The organism is Sulfitobacter sp. CW3 (assembly GCF_019392245.1).
Classification (GTDB): Bacteria; Pseudomonadota; Alphaproteobacteria; order Rhodobacterales; family Rhodobacteraceae; genus Sulfitobacter.
In genome coordinates this window covers 593,917-614,357 of the sequence record NZ_JAHXRL010000003.1, presented here as the reverse complement: position 1 = coordinate 614,357, position 20,441 = coordinate 593,917, and the positions used below count along the sequence as shown (strand labels likewise).

Genomic DNA, 20,441 nt, shown 5'->3' with positions numbered 1-20,441 from the left:
GCAAGCCACATGATCCTTTACCCCGCAATCGACCTAAAAGACGGCCAGGCCGTGCGCCTCGTGCATGGCGACATGGAAAAATCCACTGTTTTCAATGACGACCCCGCAGCTCAGGCTCGGGCCTTTGTCGATGCTGGCTGCACTTGGCTCCACCTTGTCGATCTAAACGGCGCATTTGCGGGTGCCCCGGTCAACGCCGCCCCGGTCGAGGCGATCTTGAAATCCTGCAATGTCCCCGCCCAACTTGGCGGCGGCATCCGTGACATGGCCACGATCGAGGCGTGGCTGGACAAAGGGCTGGCCCGCGTCATCCTCGGCACCGTTGCCGTTGAAAACCCCGATCTGGTCCGCGAAGCCGCCCGTGCCTTCCCCGGCAAAGTTGCCGTCGGTATTGACGCCCGCAATGGCCGCGTGGCGACCAAGGGCTGGGCCAACGAGACCGACGTGATGGTCACGGATTTGGCAAAGTCCTTTGAAGACGCAGGCGTCGCGGCAATCATCTACACCGATATCCTGCGCGACGGGGCGATGGGCGGGCCAAATATTGATGCCACTGCCGATCTTGCGCGCGCAGTCAAAATTCCGGTCATCGCCTCCGGCGGCGTCAGCTCCCTTGATGACCTAAAAGCACTCAAAGCCACGAATGTCATTTCCGGCGCGATCTCGGGCCGTGCACTCTACGACGGCGCAATCGATCTCCAGGAAGCCCTCAAAGCGCTTGCCTGATATTCCAAATGGCTAAAAATCCTCGGGTGGTCTGGAGGGCAGACAGCCCTCCAGCGGCTTGCCACCCGCACCTGCGCCATCTAAAGAATAGCTATGCTTAAAACCCGTATCATCCCCTGCCTAGATGTCGCCGATGGCCGTGTGGTCAAAGGCGTGAATTTCGTCGGCCTTCGCGATGCGGGCGATCCTGTTGATGCGGCAATCGCCTATGATGCCGCCGGCGCGGATGAACTGTGCTTTCTCGACATTCATGCCACCCATGAAAACCGCGGCACCATGTTTGATCTGGTTACCCGTACGGCTGAACATTGCTATATCCCCCTGACCGTGGGCGGCGGCGTGCGCACCGTGGCTGATGTGCGTGCCCTGCTGCTCGCCGGTGCCGACAAGGTCAGCTTTAACTCTGCCGCCGTCGCAGACCCTGATGTCATCGCCCGCGCCGCCGATCAATTCGGCAGCCAATGCATCGTCTGCGCCATCGACGCCAAAACCGTCAGCCCGGGCAAATGGGAAATCTTCACCCACGGCGGGCGCAAACCCACAGGCATCGACGCGGTTGAATTTGCCAAACTCGTCACCGCAAAAGGTGCCGGTGAAATCCTGCTCACCTCGATGGACCGCGACGGCACCAAACAAGGCTTCAATCTGCCCCTCACCCGCGCCATTTCTGACGCGGTCAGCGTGCCGGTTATTGCCTCGGGCGGCGTTGGCAATCTGGACCACCTGGTCGAAGGCGTCACCAAAGGCGGGGCCTCTGCCGTGCTTGCCGCCTCGATCTTTCATTTTGGCGAATACACGGTCGCACAAGCCAAACAGCATATGGCCGCAGCTGGCATCCCAATGAGGCTGACATGACCCTCGATGACCTCTACGCAACTATAAGCGCCCGCAAAAATGCTGACCCGTCAAGCAGTTGGACAGCGCAGCTGCTCGCTAAAGGCCCTGAAAAATGTGCCGAAAAATTTGGTGAAGAGGCGATAGAGGCCATCATCGAAGCCGTCAAAAACGACAAACAGGCCCTCACGTCCGAAGCCGCAGATGTGCTTTATCACCTGCTGGTGATGCTTGCTTCGCGTGACGTGCCGCTCACAGATGTGCTTGATGAACTTGCGCGCCGTCAAAACCAAAGCGGCATCGCTGAAAAAGCATCCCGCTAGGCTTCTCTGGCTCTTAAATACCCTGGGGGGAAGCCGATCTTTCGGCTTGGGGGGCAAGCCCCCCCTTCCCCGCTGCCGCAGGCCCAATCGTCCAACACAGCGTGCGCCGCATCACAGCTTGCTCGAAATAATCCCCGTCGCAAAGCCGCCCATGCGCAGCTCGGAAAACAACCGCTGATATTCGATCTTCGGACAGCGGTTTTGGATCACGGTGACCCCACGCGCCTCTGCCAACGCCGCAGCCTCGGCATGTTCCACACCGATTTGCATCCAGATCACCTTTAGCTTGGGAAAGCTCGCCAACGCCTCTTCGACGATCTCCGGCACCGCTTCCGAGCGCCGGAAAATATCGACCATGTCCACATCCCCCTCGATGTCGGACAGCTTTGCGACAACCTTGGCGCCAAACAGCGTTTCACCCGCATGGGCAGGATTGACGGGAATCACCTCGAAACCCTTAAGTGACAGATAACGAGCCACAAAATAGCTGGGCCGAACTGGGTTCATCGACACGCCGACAACCGCAACCCGCTTGGTCTGGGTCAGCACATCTTTCAAAAGGGCATCTGAATATATCATCGCCTACATCTACACCGATTCGCAGATAAAAAAAGCGCCCGTCAGACTAATGTCCGAGGGCGCGAAGGTATGGAACGAGGGACAGTTACAGATCAGCAGGTGTTCCAAACCCGCCGCCTTACACATGAAGTAAGAACTCTTTGCGCTATTCAAAGACCGTCTAACAAATCCGTGAACAAAACCTAAACGTTTGGGCAGAATACCGCCCACGGCTTGGCCCGCCTCAGTCGAAAATATCTTCCACAACATCAAAAACCTCGCTGGCAAGGCTCTTCAGCCAAGATTTGCGACGTTTCTGCGGCTTTACTTTGGGCTTTGGTGACCGCTTGGCCGGTTTTGCTGTCGGAAAATGCCGCAAGGCAGGCGACGCAACGCCGCCCGCGCTTTTAGGTTTGGGAACAGGGATTTGCTTTAAATCATGCAACGGCGCGCCGCATTGCGCGCAGGACAGTTCGTGACGCCCCACATCCAGCGTCAAAGCCGCTTTGCTGCCGCAAAAACAGCAGGTCGCGATCTTTGTTGGATAGGTCACTGCGTCTCTCCTCTTGCGCGCCGGTATTACCCGTGCGGACGAGACGCATATAAGGCGATTGCCGCCGCGTTCGAGACATTGAGCGAACCAAACCCGCCGTCTGCGTCAATTCGCACCAGCATATCAACGGTTTCCTTGGTTTTTTCACGCAGACCCGGCCCTTCGGCCCCCAGCACCAGCGCCACGGGGCGGTCCCGTTTGCCATCCAATGCGGCCTCGACTGTCATGTCGGCCTCACCGTCCAGACCCAGCACAAGATACCCCATATTCTGAAGTTCCTTGATAGAATCCGCTAGGTTACGCACCCGCAGATAGGGCTGGCGTTCCAACGCGCCACTTGCAGATTTCGCCAGCGATCCGGTTTCGGGGGCCGCGTGATGGCGCATACCGATCACGGCAGACGCGCCCAACACCTCGGCCGAGCGCAAGATTGCCCCGACGTTATGCGGATCGGTCACACGGTCCAATAACAGCACCCGTGGTGCCTCTGCCCCGATGCAGACCTCTTGCAACGATCCCCATGCCAGCGGCTTGACCTCTAGCACAGCGCCCTGATGCACCGATCCTTGGTCAAGCGGCGGGCGAAATTTGCGAGGGTCCACGACCTCTGGCACGATTCCCGCCTTTGCAATCGCCTCTTCCAGCTTGATCTGCGCATTTGGCGTGACCATCAGCTTTAGTTTTTCGCGTTTGGGATTCTCCAGCGCGTCACGCACCGCATGCAACCCGAACAACCATACCGTTTGGTTGGCTTCGGTTTTTTTGTCCTGCTCTTTTTGCACGACCCACTTCGGTTTTTTCATGCCCAAACCCTCTATCATGTGCTGCAAGGAACATTTCCCTGCCTTTCGCCTAGGTTTTCGCCTTGACGCCTATCAGGACCGCTTGTAATCACGCCTTCACATCCGGTGCAATGCACTGGCTGAAAGTGGGCGACAGGCCGCAAGGTGTGGCAGGGGACTGTAACTCCCTCGCGGAGACGCACGCCTGGTTCGATTCCAGGGTCGCCCACCACTTTCCCAACCGATGCCCGATGGGGCCGAAACGCCAGCCTTGGGAGTGGTGTAAACGCCGCTTTTATTTGGTATCTTTTGCAAAACGCCCTTTGCCCCTATAGTCCAAGAAAAAGGCAAGAGGCAGCGCGTTGACCAATACCCCAGCCCCATCGCAGGACTTTAATATTGTCGTCGTCGGGCAACAGGGTCGACTGGCATACGAAGCATTGCTCTTTGCCGCCTCGCTGCGCCACAGCAGCCCCGATTTTCGCGGCCGCCTTTTTGTTGCCGAACCCCAGCCCGGCCCGCTGTGGCCAAATGATCCACATATCAAAAGCGATGACATCCGCGCAGCGCTGAGTGATTTAGGCGCAGAGATCATCCCGTTTCAATCAGAACATTTCGGCGCGTCCTACCCCTATGGCAACAAGATCGAGATGCTGTGCGCCCTGCCCAAGGGCGAACCCTTTGTCTTTTTCGACACCGATACGCTGATCACGGGCGATATCAGCCAAGTACCTTTTGATTTCAACCGACCGACCGCCTCATTGCGCCGCACGAACACTTGGCCCGTTCCGCAGCTTTATGGGCCACAATATACCGGGCTCTGGAAATCGCTTTATGACATGTTTGGTCTGGATTTCGAAAGCAGCCTCGACCTAAGCCAACCCGACGAGTTTTGGCAAAGATACCTGTATTTTAACGCGGGCTTTTTCTTTTACCGCTGTCCGCATGAATTCGGTGACAAGTTTTTGGAATATGCGCTGGCCATCCGCGACACGCCCCCGGTTGAACTTTGCGCACAAAGCTTTGACCCGTGGCTGGACCAGATCGCATTGCCACTGGTGATCCACGCATTGGGCGGCGGGCGCGATACCCTGCCAGAGGGTTTTCTGGATGGAAGCGTAAGCTGTCACTATAGGTTCTTGCCGCTGCTCTATGCGCGCGAGAACCAATCCGCTGTTGATATACTGGAAGCGGTTGCGGCCCCGAACAAGCTTAAGAAAGTCCTGAAAGGCTACGATCCGATCAAACGGATGGTCTATCAGGGACGCGGCCGGAAAGCGCGGGCGCTGTTTGACCAAGACAACCTGCCGCGCAAGGAACAGGCAATCCGCAATCGCCTAAAATCCAACGGTTACTGGATGCGCTAGCCCCGCGCCCGGCGACGGAAAATTCGCATTTTCCGGTCCAGAGTTTTTTGAAAACTCCGCCTGCCCCCTGCAAGCGCTGCACAATCTCTTGTGCCGTAAAGCCCATTCCAATATCTCTTGCTCAATCAATCCACGGGAGGATAACCATGACAGACGGCCCAACATACGGCTTTGACACGCTGCAAATTCACGCAGGTGCCAAGCCAGATCCAGCCACCGGTGCGCGCCAAACGCCAATCTACCAAACCACCGCCTATGTGTTCCGCGACGCAGATCACGCCGCTGCGCTGTTCAATCTGCAAGAGGTCGGGTTTATCTATTCGCGCCTCACCAACCCCACCGTGGCCGTTCTGCAAGAACGCATTGCCACGCTTGAGGGCGGTGTTGGCGCTGTGTGCTGCTCGTCTGGTCACGCCGCCCAGATCATGGCGCTGTTCCCGCTGATGGGTCCGGGCAAGAACATCATCGCGTCGACCCGTTTGTACGGCGGCACGGTCACCCAGTTCAGCCAGACCATCAAACGGTTCGGCTGGTCGTGCAAATTTGTCGATTTCGATGATGTTGACGCGGTTAAGGCCGCCGTTGATGACGACACCCGTGCCATCTTTGGCGAGGCAATCGCCAACCCCGGCGGATACATCATGGATGTACGTTCCATCGCAGATGTTGCCGATGCTGCCGGTATCCCGCTGATCATCGACAACACAACTGCCACGCCGTACCTGTGCCGCCCGATTGAGCATGGTGCGACACTTGTGGTGCATTCCACCACCAAGTACCTGACCGGCAACGGCACGGTCACAGGCGGGTGTATCGTCGATTCCGGTAAATTCGACTGGTCTGCGAATGACAAATTCCCGTCGCTCAGCCAGCCGGAGCCCGCCTACCACGGCCTCAAGTTCCACGAGACCTTTGGCCCGCTCGCCTTTACCTTCCACGGTATTGCCATCGGTCTGCGCGATCTGGGAATGACCATGAACCCCCAAGCGGCGCATTACACATTGATGGGCACCGAAACCCTGTCCTTGCGGATGGAGCGTCACGTCGAGAACGCCATGAAGATCGCGCAATGGCTCGAAAATGACGACCGCGTCGATTACGTGACCTATGCTGGCCTCGAATCCTCGCCCTATTTCGAACGTGTCAAAACCGTGTGCCCCAAAGGCGCAGGCGGCTTGTTCACTTTCGCGGTCAAGGGCGGCTATGACGCCTGCGTCAAGCTGGTCAACGCGCTGGAAATCTTCAGCCACGTGGCCAACCTTGGCGATACGCGGTCGTTGATCATCCACTCCGCATCGACCACCCACCGCCAGCTAAGCGCGGAACAGCAAGAGGCCGCTGGCGCGGGCGCAAACGTCGTGCGTGTATCCATCGGGACCGAAGATGCGAATGACCTGATTGCCGATCTGGATCAGGCGCTGGCCAAAGCAACCAGCTGATCCAGCCATACCGACAATAAAAAGCGCCCGAAGGACCATCGTCTTTCGGGCGCTTTTGCATTTTCAAAGATATTTGTCGTGCGTCTAGTCTTGCGCGATGGCGAACTGCATATTCACCTGCGCGCGCACGCTCACCTCGCCTGTCTCGATCGGGACGTCCAAGCTGCGCATCTGCGACGCCTTCATTTCCATCGGGTGGTAGCCTTGGCTGGATTCTGACATCTGCACCACATCCCCCAACGTGATCCCTGCCGCATCGGCCAGCTGGTTGGCACGTGCCATCGCATCGGCAACCGCACCTTTGCGTGCCTCGATCAGGGCCTTGGCATTATCTTGCAGCCCGAATTCCAACCCGTTGAAATCATTTGCCCCTTCGGCCACGACCGCATCCAGAAGCGCACCCAGCTTGCTTAGGTCGCGCACGCTCACGCTGACGGAATTACCCGCCTCATAGCCGACCACTTGGGCCGCGCCGTTATCTTCGCGGGGGCGGTTGTCATAGACGGGGCGCAGATACAGGCCGCTGGTCTGCCGATCCAAACCCGCCACTTGAATGTTGTCCAATTGATCCAGAATGCCGCGCACCTTTTCCGAGGTCTGGCGCATGGCGTCAGATGCGGTCGCCGCACGTTCAGACACCCCCAACCGGATTGTCGCCATATCAGGGGCCATCGACACAACGCCTTCTCCGGTTACGCTGATTCCCCGTGTCGTGTCCTGGGCCATGGCACCTGTTGCCAACGCCACGCACATCACAGCCACCCATTGCAAAATTCGCATTATTTCAACCTTTGGTTTGATATGTTGATCCTAGGCCATGTTTGGCGGGCCAATGCCTATACCGCAAGCCCCGTCGCCGCGCGGCCCTTTCCATAGGCAAACTACTGCTATAATCTTGGGGAAGTTCCGGCGCTCTGTTTTTATGGGCGTGCACATGCTAAAATTTCTCTTGCAACAGCCCGGTCAAAAAGCGTCGATATGAAGCCAAATTTTGCACTATCCCTGTCCGTCGAAGGCATCAGGCTATTGCACCGCTCTGCGGGGGGATGGCACAGCATTGGCGATGTATCCTTTGATGCGGATGACATGCCCGCTGAACTGGCCATGCTGCGCAAAACCGCTGCTGCACTTGAACCCGGTGGCGTGCGCACGAAACTGCTGATCCCCAATGATCAGATCAAGTTCATGACGCTTGAAACCCCCGGTCTTTCTGATGCCGCGCGGATGTCCGAAGCCCGCCGCGCCCTTGAAGGGGCGACCCCCTATGAAGTGGACGATCTGGCGTTCGATATCAGCAGTGACGGGGCGCAAACACATATCGCCGCCGTTGCACGCGAAACCCTGGCCGAGGCCGAAGCCTTTGCGACGGCGCATCGTTTCCACCCGGTAAGCTTTGTCGCACAGCCCGACGATGCCGTGTTTCGGGGCGAGCCGTTTTTTGGCCCGACAAAGGCTTCCGAAACGCTGCTGGACCAAGGAGACGCGGTTGAGCCGGATGAGGACGCCGTCGTGGTTCACGGCCCTGACGTGCCACTGCTGGAAGACGCACCAGCCCAAGAACCTGAAGCGGATCAATCTCAGGACGATTTAACACAGGAAGATGGTGCTGACGAAGAGGCGGCAGAACATCCCCCACTGGCGGATACGGAAGAAGACGCTGCGTCTGAGCCAGAGCAGGCCGACACAGAACAACCTGCACCAGAGCTGGCAAAGGCAGCGGCGGTTTCAAAAGCGCCGGAGGCACCGGCACTTGTTTACCCGTCGGCTGAGCCCGCAGCATTTTCAAGTCGTCGCAAAGCCACCGTGCCATCGGCGGGCACAGCCACCCGTGGCCCAACAAATACGCCTGTCCTGCCCGTTTCCCCGACTGTTTCCGCAGAAAAACCCGCGGCCATACAGGCGACACCCGCCATTACCGCCCCCGGTCTTGTTCCAGACAGCCGGTCGCTCAGCACGACACCAGATGAAAAACCCAAGACTAAAAAGCTAGGTTTTCTAGCCAGACTCATGCGCCCCCAACCGCCCACAGCGGCGGCGTTCAAAGACACGGCCAACGCGGCAAGCACACCAACATCCGAAGCCGAGAAGATGACCATTTTCGGCGCGCGGAAATCCAATGGTGTCGGGGGCAAACCACGTTTTCTCGGGCTTTTGCTAACTGCGGCTTTACTGGTTTTCCTTGCGGGCGTCGCCGCCTGGGCATCGGTATTTCTGGATGACGGCATTTCACTGTCGCGCTTATTTTCCAGCCGCGATACCACTGCGGTGGCGTCGGGGCCGCTGGAAACCCCTGATCCGGTGCCTGCCCCAATTGAAGTCGCGGTCGACCCCACGGCGTTGGTTGCGCCGCTTACCGAAGAACGCGTAGCGTTGCTGGATCCCAGCCTGACAGACGAGGACGGTGCGGTATTGGATGCCCTGCGTGTGCCGGAACTGGCCCAACCACGCGTGCTGTCCCAACAAGAAATCGAAGCGAAATATGCCACGTCGGGCATCTGGGCGCTGGCACCCGACACACCAACAGCCCCAGCGATGGTGACACTTGATGATCTGTACATGACCAGCATTGATCCGGTCAGTACCGCAAATGACGCTGTGGCCCTGCCCGCGCTGGCGTCTTTTGGCGGGGATGAATTCGATTTTGCGCCGTCGTCGCCCGCACCGTCCGGTACCACATTTGCGTTGGATAACAGCGGCATGGTCATTCCAACACCAGACGGCGCTTTGAACGCCGATGGTGTCAAAGTCATTGCAGGCCGCCCGCCCGTCGAGCCGCCACAAGCCGTAACACGCAGCGCGCAAGCACCCGAAACCGTTGACGACGCGCCGCAAAGCCAAGCCCTGCTTCGGTTAAGGCCGGTCGAGCGGCCAAATGGGTTGGTAGAAAGCAATGAACGATCAAACCTTGGCGGATTGACCCGCAGCGAATTGGCCAGCCGGCGCCCCACCTTGCGCCCTATCTCCGTTCAGGAAGCTGCGGCTGCCGCGCTAGAGCCAACGGCACCCGAAGCCGTTGCTGCTGCTTCTGCGGCGGCAAGTGCATCGCTTGCGTCACTTGCCGCCCTGCCCTCAAAACCCACAGGCCCTATTCTAAATAACGTCACCCGCTATGCGGTTAAGGCGTCGGCCCGCCCTGACACGCGGCCCGATAATTTTGCGCGGATCGTTCAACGGGCGGAACGCAGCAAGCCGGAACCGATCCAAGTGGCCAGCACCGCGTCTGTGGCACCGCGCACCGTAAAACCCGATCTGCCGTCAAAAGCATCTGTCGCCAAACAAGCCACGGTTAAGAACGCCATCAAACTGCGGGGGATCAATTTGATCGGCGTCTATGGCAAAACGTCCAGCCGCCGCGCCCTTGTCCGGCTTGCCAACGGACGGTACCAAAAAGTGACCGTTGGCGACCGACTGGATGGGGGGCGCGTGTCCGCCATTGGCGAAAGCGAGTTGCGCTATACCCGCAGCGGGCGCGAGGTTGTGTTGAAAATGCCGCGCGGCTGAGGTCAGCGCAGTTGGGGCCAGCCCCCACCGCCGGACGGCGGTTCCCCCGGGATATTTTCAAGCCAGAGAAGCGATAAGGCCGCACCGTTCAGCGCGGCCTTTCATATTTTTGATCAGGCCGATTTCAGCTCGCCGCTATCGATCTGCTCTTGCTCGATGCTCTCGAACAGCGCTTTGAAGTTACCCTCTCCAAATCCGTCGTCACCTTTGCGTTGGATGAACTCAAAGAAGATCGGGCCGATCACTGTTTTTGAGAAGATCTGCAAAAGGATGCGTGTCTCGCCGCCATCCACAACGCCTTCGCCATCGATCAGGATCCCGTGCTTTTTCATCCGGTCCAAGGGTTCGTCGTGATCTTTCACACGGTCCTTGCTGAGCTTGTAATAGGTATCAGGGGGGCCGGGCATGAATTTGAGGCCGTTCTCGGCGATTTGATCGGTGGCGTCGTAGATGTCACGCGCGCCCACCGCGATGTGCTGGATGCCCTCACCTTTGTATTTCTTGAGATAGGCAACGATTTGGCCCTTTTCATCACGATCCTGATTGATCGGAATGCGGATACGACCGCAAGGCGATGTCAAAGCGCGCGATGTCAGGCCGGTAAACTTGCCCTCGATGTCGAAAAAGCGGATTTCGCGGAAGTTGAACAGATCGCCATAGAATTTGAACCACACATCCATGTTCCCCTTGAAAACATTATGCGTGAGGTGATCGAGGTAGTAGAACCCGACCCCCGCTGGTTTGGACTGGGCGATCCAGTCGTATTCCTCGTTATAGGGGGAGGTGTCGTAATATTGATCCACGAAGTAGATCAGCGATCCTCCGATCCCTTCGATGGCGGGCACGTCCAGAACCTTGCCCGTGCCAGTGTATTCGGTGGCCCCCTTCGACACGGCGTGGGCCAATGCATGTTTCGCATCGACAACGCGCCAGCCCATGGAAGGGGCGCAAGGGCCATGTTCTTGCACGAATTTCGCGGCAAAACTGTCGGGTTCGGCGTTCAGCACATAAGTAATGTCGCCCTGCTGCCAGAGTTCGACCGCCTGGGTTTTGTGATTGGCCACGTGGGCGTATCCCATGCGCGTGAACAGATCGCGGAGTTCTTGGGGGTCTTCGCTGGCGAATTCCACGAATTCAAAACCGTCGGTTCCAGCCGGATTATCATCTGTGATCTTGGATTTTTCTGCATCGTGGGGAAACGGACCCATGGGGATTCTCCTATCGCTGGGATATTTCTCCCAACCTATCGGCAGAACCCCGCTGTATTTGCGCAAATTTGACCTAGCTTCTGGCTAAAAATGCGCGAACCCCGCATAACAGGGTGAAATCGAGCGAGAAACCCGCATGACACTGGATGAAACAGATAGCCGCCTGCTGGCCGCCCTGCAAAAGGACGCGCATTTGACGGCGCAGGAATTGGGTGAACGGCTGCATCTTTCGCCATCCCAAGCCGGGCGCAGACGCCAACGGCTTGAAACCGAAGGATATATCGAAGGCTACCGTGCCAAGCTGAACCCGATCCGGCTGGGTCTGGACGTGCAGGGTTTCATTCAGGTGCATCTTGGCACCCACGGACCGGACCATTCTGCCAGCTTTGCACGGCTTTTGGCGACCCGCCCCGAGATCGTGAGCGCCTGGACCATGACGGGGGATGCGGATTACCTTTTGCGGGTCTACTGTACGGACCTGTCCAGCCTCAACCAGTTGATACATGATGTTCTGCTGCCCCACGGGGCTGTCGCAAAAGTGCATAGTCAGATCGTTATGGACCAATTAAAGCACGACGGACCTTTGCCCACCTAACGGCCCCCAGCTGGTACAATCCGGCCTAATGAAAGAAGACATCCTATGGAAGGTTTCCTGTTCCAAGCCACGATCTATCTGGCGGCTGCAGTGATTGCGGTGCCAATTGCCTCCCGGTTGGGGTTAGGTTCTGTGCTGGGCTATCTGGCGGCGGGTATTTTGATTGGCCCCGCCTTGGGCTTTGTCGGATCGGAAACCAAAGACCTTCAGCATTTCGCGGAATTCGGCGTGGTCATGATGCTGTTTCTGATTGGCCTTGAGCTGGAACCACGCGCCCTGTGGAACATGCGACATCGCTTGTTGGGGTTGGGCGGTTTGCAGGTCCTGATATCCTCGGCAGCGCTGATGGGCATCGCGATGGCCTATGACCAGCCGATTGGTGTGGCAATTGCAGTCGGCCTGACGCTGTCACTGTCTTCGACCGCGATCGTGCTGCAAACCCTGTCGGAAAAAGGGTTGATGCAAACGGCGGGCGGGCGGTCTGTGTTTTCGGTCCTGTTAACGCAGGATATCGCGGTGATCCCGATCCTTGCATTCCTGCCGCTGCTGGCCACCAAGATGGTTGCCGAGGTCTTGCCAGACGGGTCCATCTCTATCGTGGAGAATGATCATGCCGCGTCGGCAGTCGGGCATGGCGCGTCAGAGCCTGTGGGCCAAGGGGCCGAGGTCGCCTATGCCGCTATATCACTTATTCAGGGGTTGCCCGGCTGGGGCATTACCCTTGTGACCATCGGTGCCATCGCGGGCATCATCATCACCGGCGTGTTTTTCACCCGCCCCGTGTTCCGTTTTATTCACGCGGCAAAACTGCGCGAGATGTACACGGCACTTGCCCTGCTGATCGTTGTGGGGATTTCGTTCCTGATGATGCTTGTTGGTCTGTCCCCTGCCCTTGGTGCGTTTTTGGCTGGGGTGGTTTTGGCCAGCAGCGAATTCCGTCACGAGCTGGAAACCGACCTTGAGCCGTTCAAAGGACTGTTGCTGGGTCTGTTCTTTATCACCGTCGGCGCGGGCATCAACTTTGAGCTGCTATATGCGGACACGGTGGTCATCATGGGCATGGCCTTGCTGGTGATCATCGTCAAAGGGATCATTCTGTTTGGCTTGGGCACCCTGTTCCAGCTGCGCGGTCGCGATAGATGGCTGCTGGCCCTTGGACTAGCGCAGGCGGGTGAATTCGGCTTTGTACTTGTCAGTTTCTCGGTCGCAACTGGCGTCATGCCCGGCAATGTTGCCGAAGTCCTACTGCTCGTCGTCGCCCTGTCGATGCTGATCACGCCGCTGTTGTTCATTTTATACGACCAGATCAGCAAACGCTTTGACACCAAAGCCGGCCCCATCGTGGCAGATGAAATTGACGAACAGGGCACCGTCATCATCGCAGGCGTGGGCCGGTTTGGTCAGATCGTGAACCGTCTGGTTCAGGCCTCGGGCTTTCGAACTGTGGTGCTGGATCACAACCCCGAGACAATCGCCGTCATGCGTCGCTTTGGCTACAAGGCATTCTTGGGCGATCCGACGCGTCCGGACATTCTGCGCAAGGCTGGGCTGCGCGATGCCAAGGTGCTGGTTGTGGCATTGGACGACCCCAAATCGGCGCTTCAGCTGATTACCTATGCCCGCAAGGAATGTCCCGATCTGCACATCGTATCCCGCGCCCATGACCGCACGGATGTGTACCTTCAGTATCAGGCCGGAGGAAATGACATCGTGCGCGAAATGTTCGACAGCTCGCTGCGTGCGGGGCGCTATGTGCTGGAAAACCTGGGCCTGTCCGACTACGAGGCCGCCGAAGCGCAGCGCATGTTCTATAGCCACGACCGTGCATCGGTGCGCGAACTGGCCGCGCTGTGGCGGCCCGGCATCCCACCAAGCGAGAACAAGGCCTATGTCAGCCGCGCGAAAGAGCTGCAAAAGGATCTCGAAACCGCGTTCATGAACCGGATCGAAGAAGAGGAAAAGAAGCAGGCCTAGCAGCAGACAAACAAAAGCCGCGGCAAGGGAAACCTGCCGCGGCTTTTTTAATGCTTGGTTGGCTCGCTTAAGCGGCGGCTACGCGGCTTTCCAGCACGTCACCGATCTGCTTGGCAGCGGCCAGTTCATCACCACCCGCAACGGCAGACACTTCGCGTGTCAGACGCTCAAGAGCTGCTTCATACAGCTGACGCTCGGAATAGCTTTGCTCGCGTTGATCGTCGGTACGGTGCAAGTCGCGCACGACCTCGGCGATAGCAATCAGATCGCCCGAGTTGATCTTTTGCTCGTATTCCTGCGCCCGGCGCGACCACATGGCGCGCTTTACCTTGGCTTTACCCTTGAGGGTTTTCATCGCGTGGGTGATCGTGTCAGGGCTGCTAAGCGCCCGCATCCCGATCTCGATCGCCTTGTGGGTCGGCACGCGCAAAGTCATCTTGTCTTTTACAAAGGCAATCACGAAAAGTTCCAGCGTGATGCCCGCGACTTCCTGTTCTTCGACGGACACAATTTGCCCGACGCCATGCGCAGGATAGACGACGAATTCATTGGGGCGGAAATCTAGCTTTTTCGACTTGCTCATAAACATGGCTCCTTGGTCGCGGGACATGGCCCGCAGGGGTAGATTGTCTTTTCACACAGACAAAAGCTGCCCGGCCCAGAAAGGCCGACAGCCAAGATTCATAACTTCAGAATTACAATTTCAACCGCGGAAAAGTGGTTGAGAGGTGGTACATGTGTAAGTTCATTGGAATTGAATATACCACAAAAACAGCCCCACCGAAAGCGATGGCAAGGCAGTTCTTGATCAAATTACCGCGCAGCAGGGGGATTTTGCGTCAATTCTGTTACAATTCCGCCCTAGGTTTGCGCGTTATTCGAATCGCTTAACCGCCTTCGCCCGGCACCTCAGAGAAGTATTTCTCTAGCTTGCCGTCTTCACCGTCACGCTCTTCCGCCTCAGGAAGGGGATCTTTCTTGGTGATGATCACCGGCCATAGCTCGGAATACTTGCGGTTGAATTCGACCCATTTTTCCATATCCGGCTCTGTATCAGGGCGGATCGCATCGGCCGGGCATTCCGGTTCGCACACGCCACAATCGATGCACTCATCGGGGTGGATGACCAACATGTTCTCGCCCTCATAGAAACAATCCACGGGGCAAACCTCGACGCAGTCGGTGTATTTGCACGCAATGCAGGCGTCATTAACGATATAGGTCATAGGGTCATCTTTTATAACGGATTTGGCGCATTGCTAAATCAGCACAGCACATCATTCAAGATGGCGCGCCCGAGAAAGATCAAGCACACGCCGATCACGCTTACTGGGGCGCCCTTTTCCCTCAAAAGCTGGATTTTCAGGCGGTTTTTTCTCGGACTTGGGCGCAGGCGGGGACAGATCGGTATAAAGTTCCTGCGCTTCGGGGGCCGGGCCGCGCCGTGTACCGATCCCGTCGATCTGAATCACACGAATGTCATCGCCCATCGCAAAGGTCAAAACGTCACCGGGCACGATAATCGTTGCGCGTTTTTGCACCACACTGCCGTTCACCCGGACGGCACCCGCTTGCACGCGTGCCGCCGCCAGTGATCGTGTCTTAAAGAACCGCGCATGCCACAGCCATTTATCCAGCCGCAGCTTTGTCGCCGCCTCAGACAATTACTTGTTCTTGAGACCCATCAGGGCCGCAGCAAAGGGGTTGTCTGGATCGATAGGCTTTTCTGCCTTGGGTGGGCGCGCGCTAAAGTTTTGCGATTTATTGCCACCCTTATCACCACGCGGGCCACCTTTTTTCCCACGCGGTCCGGGCTTGCCCTTACCTTGGGGACGCTCATTGCCACCACCACGCCGCGCCCCTTGATTGGCACGGGGGGCACGCCCCCAGGTAAAGACATAGAACACTTCGGTCTCGGCACCGGCAAGCGATGCATCAGGCGCTGTGCCCAGCGGTGTTTCGCCTTTTGCCGTATCGCCGATGTGGTCAGACACCTCGGTGCTTTCCGCCTCTTCCGAGATCATCGGCGCAATGCCTTCGTCGATCATGCCCGCCGTTTCAGGCACAATATCAGCAGGTTGCGCGGGTGCCGGATCTGCGACGATCCCACCGGCTGGCTGTTCAGCGGCAATGTCCATGACGGGCTTGTCCGCATTTGCATCGGCAGCCGCCGCAAACGGGGAATCGTCATGGGGCATGACCGTATCAACGGGTTTCACCTTGGTACGTTCGGCTTTTTCGGCCTTATAGCCCAAGCCTTCCATCAGGGCAGCGAACTGCTCAAGCGTCATGCCCGTGATCGACAGCATGTCTGGCTTGGCCTCGAATCCGCCGCGCGAATCCTCTGACCGCAGCATATCTGCCAAGCGTTCCAGCATATCGATGCGGATCGCGCGCGTACCGGCGTTGCGGTAGCCCGACATGGTATCCGCACCCGCAGGGGCACCGGCATCAACGGGGATCGTCACCAAACCGGGTGGGGGCGATTCCGGAAATTCCTGCAAGCCTTTCGTCAGCGACCACAGCACCAAACGCAGACGTGTCGGCGCGGGCTTCAGCAATGCTTGCATGAAGATTGTGAACTGGCCAAAGCGAATACCGTGCTTGCGCAAGGCACCGCGTGCCTCTTGATCCAGCGCCTTCACATCGTCGGCGATGTCAGCACGTGGGATAATGCCCAGATTTTCAACCATGCGGAACGCAAAACCACGGGCAAGACCGGTCAGGGCCTCATCCTTGGACAAAGCAACAAGAGGTTCGAACAATGCCGCGATCTTGCGATCAATAAAGTGCTGCAAACGCCGCTGCACCTTTTGCGCGACCTCGGGGCCTGCAACATCGTCAACGAAAACCTCGATACCGGGTTTCAGCGCGTCAGGGCCAGCAACCAGCTTGCCCACAGCCGCGCTGCCCCACATCAAGCCGCCCTGCTCTGTAAAATCAATCTCGGTATCGGGCGCATTATAAAAACGGTCTGCACGCAAATGGAATTGCGGGGCCAAAGCCTGCAATGACGCGGTCTTGATCGTTTTGTCTTCTGCGACGCCAGCGCCTTTGTCTTGCCGGAAGCGGAACCCGTCCAACTTGCCTACAAATTCGCCTTCAACGGTTACTTCACCGGTCTCGTTTACTTCGGCCACCATGGCTTCCTTCTGTCCTAGTCGGCGCAAAAGCACGGATGTGCGCCGATCTACAAATCTTTGGGTCAAACGCTCGTGCAGCGCGTCCGACAGTCTGTCTTCTACGACACGCGCTTCGTCTCGCCAATGGTTTTCGTCACCCGTCCACCCTTTGCGTTGGGTGACATAAGTCCACGTGCGGATAAATGCCAGTCGCTTGGATAACGCATCAATGTCGCCATCGGTTCGATCAATGCGCTGTATTTGTCGCGCAATCCAGTCATCCGGGATAGATCCACGCTGATGAAGGTAGTTGAAAATCACCTCAAGCAGGCTCGCGTGCTCTGCATGGCTTATACCACGAAAGTCGGGAATACGGCAAACATCCCACAACAGTTTGACCGACGGCCCGTCCGTGCAGCGCGCCATGATCTCGGCATCCTCGCCCAGAGTTTTCAGCGCGCGCAGATCGTCAGCCTCGCGGGCTTTGAACAGACGTTCGTGATCCGGGGCCATCTCAAGCGTCTTGATCAGCCGGTCAATCGACCCGAACTGAAGCGACGGGTTGCGCCAGTTGATCTTGTTCTGCGGGGTAAAGTTGTGGTCCATGATGGCGCGGGCTACGCCATCCTCCAACGGGGGCGCATCACCGGTCACGCCGAATGTGCCGCTTTTGAACCCGCGCCCTGCCCGCCCGGCGATCTGGGCCAATTCGTTCGGGGCCAGCGGACGCATGCGGCGACCGTCAAATTTGCTGAGCGCTGAAAATGCGACGTGGTCCACATCAAGGTTCAGACCCATCCCGATGGCATCTGTGGCGACCAGATAATCAACCTCGCCGTTTTGATACATCTCGACCTGAGCATTGCGTGTGCGGGGCGAAAGCGCACCCATAACGACCGCCGCACCGCCCTTTTGGCGACGGATCAGCTCGGCTATCGCATATACATTCTCAACCGAAAACCCGACGATTGCACTGCGTGGGCGCATCCTGCTTATCTTTTTCTGACCAACATAGGTCAATTCGGACATTCTCTCGCGTTTGATGAATTGCGCCTTTGGGACCAATGCTGCGATCGTCCCGCGCATGGTGTCCGACCCCATAAACAGCGTCTCGTGCAGGCCCCGTGCCCGCAGCAAGCGGTCGGTAAAGACATGCCCCCGTTCCGGATCAGCACATAGTTGGATTTCATCCACCGCGACCAGATCCGCGCCCATGCCTTCGGGCATCGCCTCGACCGTGCAGACCCAATACTGCGTGCGCGGCGGTACAATCCGTTCCTCGCCCGTGACCAAAGCCACCACAGACGGGCCGCGCAGCGCGACAATCCGGTCATACACCTCGCGCGCAAGCAGCCGCAGAGGCAAGCCGATGATCCCGGTGCGATGCGCAAGCATCCGTTCAATGGCATATGTTGTTTTGCCAGTGTTGGTCGGGCCCAAAACGGCCACGATCCTACTATCGCCTGTCACCAGAATATTCCCGACGTATTAAAGTATGCGCCCGATGCCGTCGCGCCGAAGCCCGTCCAGCGCCTTTTGCGCGTTTTCATGGTGAGGGTTAATTGTTAAAACCCGGCGATACAATTGCGCGGCCGCGCGCAGGTTTCCAAACTCTTGCAAGATCGCGCCCAACCCGAAAATCGCATCATATTGCAACGGGTTAAACGCCAAAGTTGATTCTAGATCGTCAATCGCAGGACCATAAAGATCAGCGTGGAAATAGGCCTGAGCGCGCAGATGATAGCCTTCGGCAAACTCTGGCGCATGGTCGGTCAACGCGGTGAAATGTTCGATCGCCAGCTTCGTGTCCCCGGCGCGCATGGCGTCGCGTCCCCGCTTGAGCAGCAGGTCAATTGTGGCAGATCCGGACCGCGACCAAGCGGCCTGAACGTCGCGCTCGATTCGCGCGGCGTCTTCTGCGGGCGCATTGCGCAGTTTTTCCAGCAATTCATCCGCTTGTGGCAGGGCAGATTGCGCAAAACACGTACCTGCAAGCAACACCAACAAACCAAGTGCCGCTACGGTATGTTTGAGGTTGACGATGTGATTGACCATAACAATGCTGAATGTAACAGGCTGCCGCCACTTTTCCAGACGTGACGGCTCCATTTGCCAAAAAAGGGCCCACTATGAGCGATATTGTGAACGAAGCCGTAACTGTACTGAATGAAAAGCTGGCAGGCGCTGACTTTGACGGGACAGCGAAATTCGACATCGAAGGCGAAGGCTGCGTGATGATGGACGAAACCGGCGCGCGTGCGGCTGATGAAACCGCTGACGTGACCCTGTCTGCTGATGCAGAAACATTTCAGGCAATCCTGTCCGGCGACACGAACCCAACCGGCGCATTCATGAGCGGCAAGCTCAAGATCGACGGCGACATGGGAATGGCCATGAAACTGGCATCCGTACTGGCCTAATGAAACTGCCCCCCGCACCCCTGTTCACCGATGTCTATCCTGGGCCAGACACTGGTGTGGCCCACTGGGTCGACACGTCTGACGGCAAACGGGTGCGGATCGCGCATTGGCCTGTCGAGGGGGCAAGAGGCACCGTTCTCTTGTTCCCCGGCCGGACCGAATACGTTGAAAAATATGGTGTAACTGCCGCGGAATTCGCCAAACGCGGGTTGGCAGTTATCACGATTGACTGGCGCGGTCAGGGATTGGCAGATCGTATGCTACCGGATCGGCGCATCGGGTATGTTAACGTATTTTCCGACTACCAAAAGGACGTCGCCGCCCTGATGCGCACAGCGCGTGGCCTGCAACTGCCGCGTCCCTTCTTTTTGTTGGCCCATTCGATGGGCGGCTGCATCGGCCTGCGCGCCGTAATGGAAGGGCTGTCGGTGCAAGCCGCTGCCTTTACCGCCCCCATGTGGGGCATTCGGCTTGCCCCGCATTTGCGCCCGATCGCGACGGCTTTGTCACATCTGATGCCACAAATCGGCCAAGGCTATCGCCTGCCATTTGGAACCAAGCCCGAGCCTTACATCGACACCGCCCCGTTTGACGACAATATGCTGACCACTGACGAATCCATGTACGATATGATGCGCGACCAACTCGCAGCGCACCCGGACTTGTCTTTGGGCGGCCCCAGCTATGTCTGGCTGCGCGAGGCGCTGTCTGAAACCAAGCATCTATCGCTTCGTGCGGCCCCCAGCCTGCCATGTATTACGTTCCTTGGATCAAACGAGCGGATCGTCCATATCGGTCGGATCAAGGATCGCATGGAAAACTGGAAAAATGGGCAGCTGCAAATGGTCCAAGGGGCCGAGCATGAGATTTTGATGGAAACGCCCGTACTTCGTGATGCGGCCATAGATGACATCGCGCGACTTTTCCTTGGGAATGCAAAAGATTAAAATTCATGTGTTACATGATCTACGCGCCCTATTCGTTTGATCTGTAACGGATTTACAAATCTGATAATCAATTCACATTTCTGCCCCCTGTT

The 20,441-nt window shown here is 57.7% G+C and carries 20 protein-coding genes and 1 tRNA gene; 11 read left to right on the top strand and 10 right to left on the bottom strand.

Annotation, left to right across the window (positions count from 1 at the left end; translation table 11 throughout):
- Positions 1-9 precede the first annotated feature (9 nt).
- The 3 genes from hisA (at position 10) to KZZ06_RS09955 (ending at position 1,883) form a co-directional block, all read left to right on the top strand.
- A complete protein-coding gene (gene hisA, locus KZZ06_RS09965) occupies positions 10-726 on the top strand; it encodes a 1-(5-phosphoribosyl)-5-[(5-phosphoribosylamino)methylideneamino]imidazole-4-carboxamide isomerase (RefSeq protein ID WP_219579869.1) in 717 nt (238 codons plus the stop codon).
- 93 nt (positions 727-819) lie between these two features.
- On the top strand, positions 820-1,581 hold the full coding sequence (hisF, locus tag KZZ06_RS09960) for an imidazole glycerol phosphate synthase subunit HisF (RefSeq protein ID WP_219579868.1): 762 nt from the start codon (positions 820-822) through the stop codon (positions 1,579-1,581).
- Positions 1,578-1,883 (top strand): phosphoribosyl-ATP diphosphatase, encoded by a 306-nt coding sequence (locus tag KZZ06_RS09955; RefSeq protein WP_219579867.1) that lies wholly within the window; start codon positions 1,578-1,580, stop codon positions 1,881-1,883. The genes hisF and KZZ06_RS09955 overlap by 4 nt, the downstream gene beginning before the upstream one ends.
- 111 nt (positions 1,884-1,994) lie before the next feature.
- On the opposite strand, the gene KZZ06_RS09950 is transcribed toward KZZ06_RS09955, so the two are convergent.
- The 3 genes from KZZ06_RS09950 to rlmB all read right to left on the bottom strand — a co-directional run bounded on the left by KZZ06_RS09950 (position 1,995) and on the right by rlmB (position 3,797).
- Positions 1,995-2,462 carry a CoA-binding protein gene (locus tag KZZ06_RS09950; RefSeq protein ID WP_219579866.1) on the bottom strand — a complete coding sequence of 156 codons (468 nt, stop codon included), beginning with the start codon at positions 2,460-2,462 and terminating at the stop codon, positions 1,995-1,997.
- 223 nt (positions 2,463-2,685) lie between these two features.
- Complete coding sequence (locus KZZ06_RS09945; protein WP_219579865.1) at positions 2,686-2,994, bottom strand: hypothetical protein; 309 nt, start codon at positions 2,992-2,994, stop codon at positions 2,686-2,688.
- 26 nt (positions 2,995-3,020) lie between these two features.
- Positions 3,021-3,797 (bottom strand): 23S rRNA (guanosine(2251)-2'-O)-methyltransferase RlmB, encoded by a 777-nt coding sequence (rlmB, locus tag KZZ06_RS09940; protein WP_219579864.1) that lies wholly within the window; start codon positions 3,795-3,797, stop codon positions 3,021-3,023.
- A 127-nt stretch (positions 3,798-3,924) separates the two neighbouring features.
- Between rlmB and KZZ06_RS09935 the strand changes: the two genes are divergently transcribed.
- The 3 genes from KZZ06_RS09935 (at position 3,925) to KZZ06_RS09925 (ending at position 6,582) form a co-directional block, all read left to right on the top strand.
- Positions 3,925-4,008: transfer RNA gene (locus KZZ06_RS09935), tRNA-Tyr, on the top strand.
- Between the two features lie 130 nt (positions 4,009-4,138).
- The gene (locus KZZ06_RS09930; RefSeq protein WP_219579863.1) at positions 4,139-5,143 is read left to right on the top strand and encodes a hypothetical protein; all 1,005 of its coding nucleotides are present in this window, start codon (positions 4,139-4,141) and stop codon (positions 5,141-5,143) included.
- 146 nt (positions 5,144-5,289) lie between these two features.
- Positions 5,290-6,582: an O-acetylhomoserine aminocarboxypropyltransferase/cysteine synthase family protein gene (locus tag KZZ06_RS09925; protein ID WP_219579862.1), complete on the top strand. Its 1,293-nt coding sequence runs from the start codon at positions 5,290-5,292 to the stop codon at positions 6,580-6,582.
- An 84-nt stretch (positions 6,583-6,666) separates the two neighbouring features.
- On the opposite strand, the gene KZZ06_RS09920 is transcribed toward KZZ06_RS09925, so the two are convergent.
- Positions 6,667-7,362: an SIMPL domain-containing protein gene (locus KZZ06_RS09920; RefSeq protein WP_257884274.1), complete on the bottom strand. Its 696-nt coding sequence runs from the start codon at positions 7,360-7,362 to the stop codon at positions 6,667-6,669.
- Between the two features lie 198 nt (positions 7,363-7,560).
- Here KZZ06_RS09920 and KZZ06_RS09915 point away from each other — a divergent pair, with 198 nt between their 5' ends.
- Positions 7,561-10,083 (top strand): hypothetical protein, encoded by a 2,523-nt coding sequence (locus tag KZZ06_RS09915; protein ID WP_219579861.1) that lies wholly within the window; start codon positions 7,561-7,563, stop codon positions 10,081-10,083.
- 113 nt (positions 10,084-10,196) lie between these two features.
- On the opposite strand, the gene hppD is transcribed toward KZZ06_RS09915, so the two are convergent.
- Positions 10,197-11,291, bottom strand: coding sequence for a 4-hydroxyphenylpyruvate dioxygenase (hppD, locus tag KZZ06_RS09910; RefSeq protein WP_219579860.1), 1,095 nt, complete (start codon positions 11,289-11,291; stop codon positions 10,197-10,199).
- Between the two features lie 136 nt (positions 11,292-11,427).
- Between hppD and KZZ06_RS09905 the strand changes: the two genes are divergently transcribed.
- Entirely contained in the window at positions 11,428-11,886 is a 459-nt protein-coding gene (locus KZZ06_RS09905; RefSeq protein ID WP_219579859.1) for an Lrp/AsnC family transcriptional regulator, read from the top strand.
- A gap of 45 nt (positions 11,887-11,931) precedes the next feature.
- On the top strand, positions 11,932-13,860 hold the full coding sequence (locus KZZ06_RS09900; protein WP_219579858.1) for a cation:proton antiporter: 1,929 nt from the start codon (positions 11,932-11,934) through the stop codon (positions 13,858-13,860).
- A 67-nt stretch (positions 13,861-13,927) separates the two neighbouring features.
- On the opposite strand, the gene KZZ06_RS09895 is transcribed toward KZZ06_RS09900, so the two are convergent.
- From KZZ06_RS09895 to KZZ06_RS09875, 5 genes are all read right to left on the bottom strand, one after another.
- Positions 13,928-14,443 (bottom strand): CarD family transcriptional regulator, encoded by a 516-nt coding sequence (locus tag KZZ06_RS09895; RefSeq protein ID WP_176249559.1) that lies wholly within the window; start codon positions 14,441-14,443, stop codon positions 13,928-13,930.
- A gap of 304 nt (positions 14,444-14,747) precedes the next feature.
- Complete coding sequence (fdxA, locus tag KZZ06_RS09890) at positions 14,748-15,086, bottom strand: ferredoxin FdxA (RefSeq protein ID WP_219579857.1); 339 nt, start codon at positions 15,084-15,086, stop codon at positions 14,748-14,750.
- Between the two features lie 51 nt (positions 15,087-15,137).
- Positions 15,138-15,524, bottom strand: a complete 387-nt coding sequence (locus KZZ06_RS09885; RefSeq protein WP_219579856.1) for an RNA-binding S4 domain-containing protein — start codon at positions 15,522-15,524, stop codon at positions 15,138-15,140.
- Positions 15,525-18,452 (bottom strand): helicase-related protein, encoded by a 2,928-nt coding sequence (locus tag KZZ06_RS09880; RefSeq protein WP_219579855.1) that lies wholly within the window; start codon positions 18,450-18,452, stop codon positions 15,525-15,527.
- An 18-nt stretch (positions 18,453-18,470) separates the two neighbouring features.
- Entirely contained in the window at positions 18,471-19,037 is a 567-nt protein-coding gene (locus tag KZZ06_RS09875) for a tetratricopeptide repeat protein (protein ID WP_219579854.1), read from the bottom strand.
- 74 nt (positions 19,038-19,111) lie between these two features.
- Here KZZ06_RS09875 and KZZ06_RS09870 point away from each other — a divergent pair, with 74 nt between their 5' ends.
- A complete protein-coding gene (locus KZZ06_RS09870) occupies positions 19,112-19,402 on the top strand; it encodes an SCP2 sterol-binding domain-containing protein (protein ID WP_219579853.1) in 291 nt (96 codons plus the stop codon).
- On the top strand, positions 19,402-20,349 hold the full coding sequence (locus KZZ06_RS09865; protein ID WP_219579852.1) for an alpha/beta fold hydrolase: 948 nt from the start codon (positions 19,402-19,404) through the stop codon (positions 20,347-20,349). The genes KZZ06_RS09870 and KZZ06_RS09865 overlap by 1 nt, the downstream gene beginning before the upstream one ends.
- Positions 20,350-20,441: the final 92 nt, after the last annotated feature.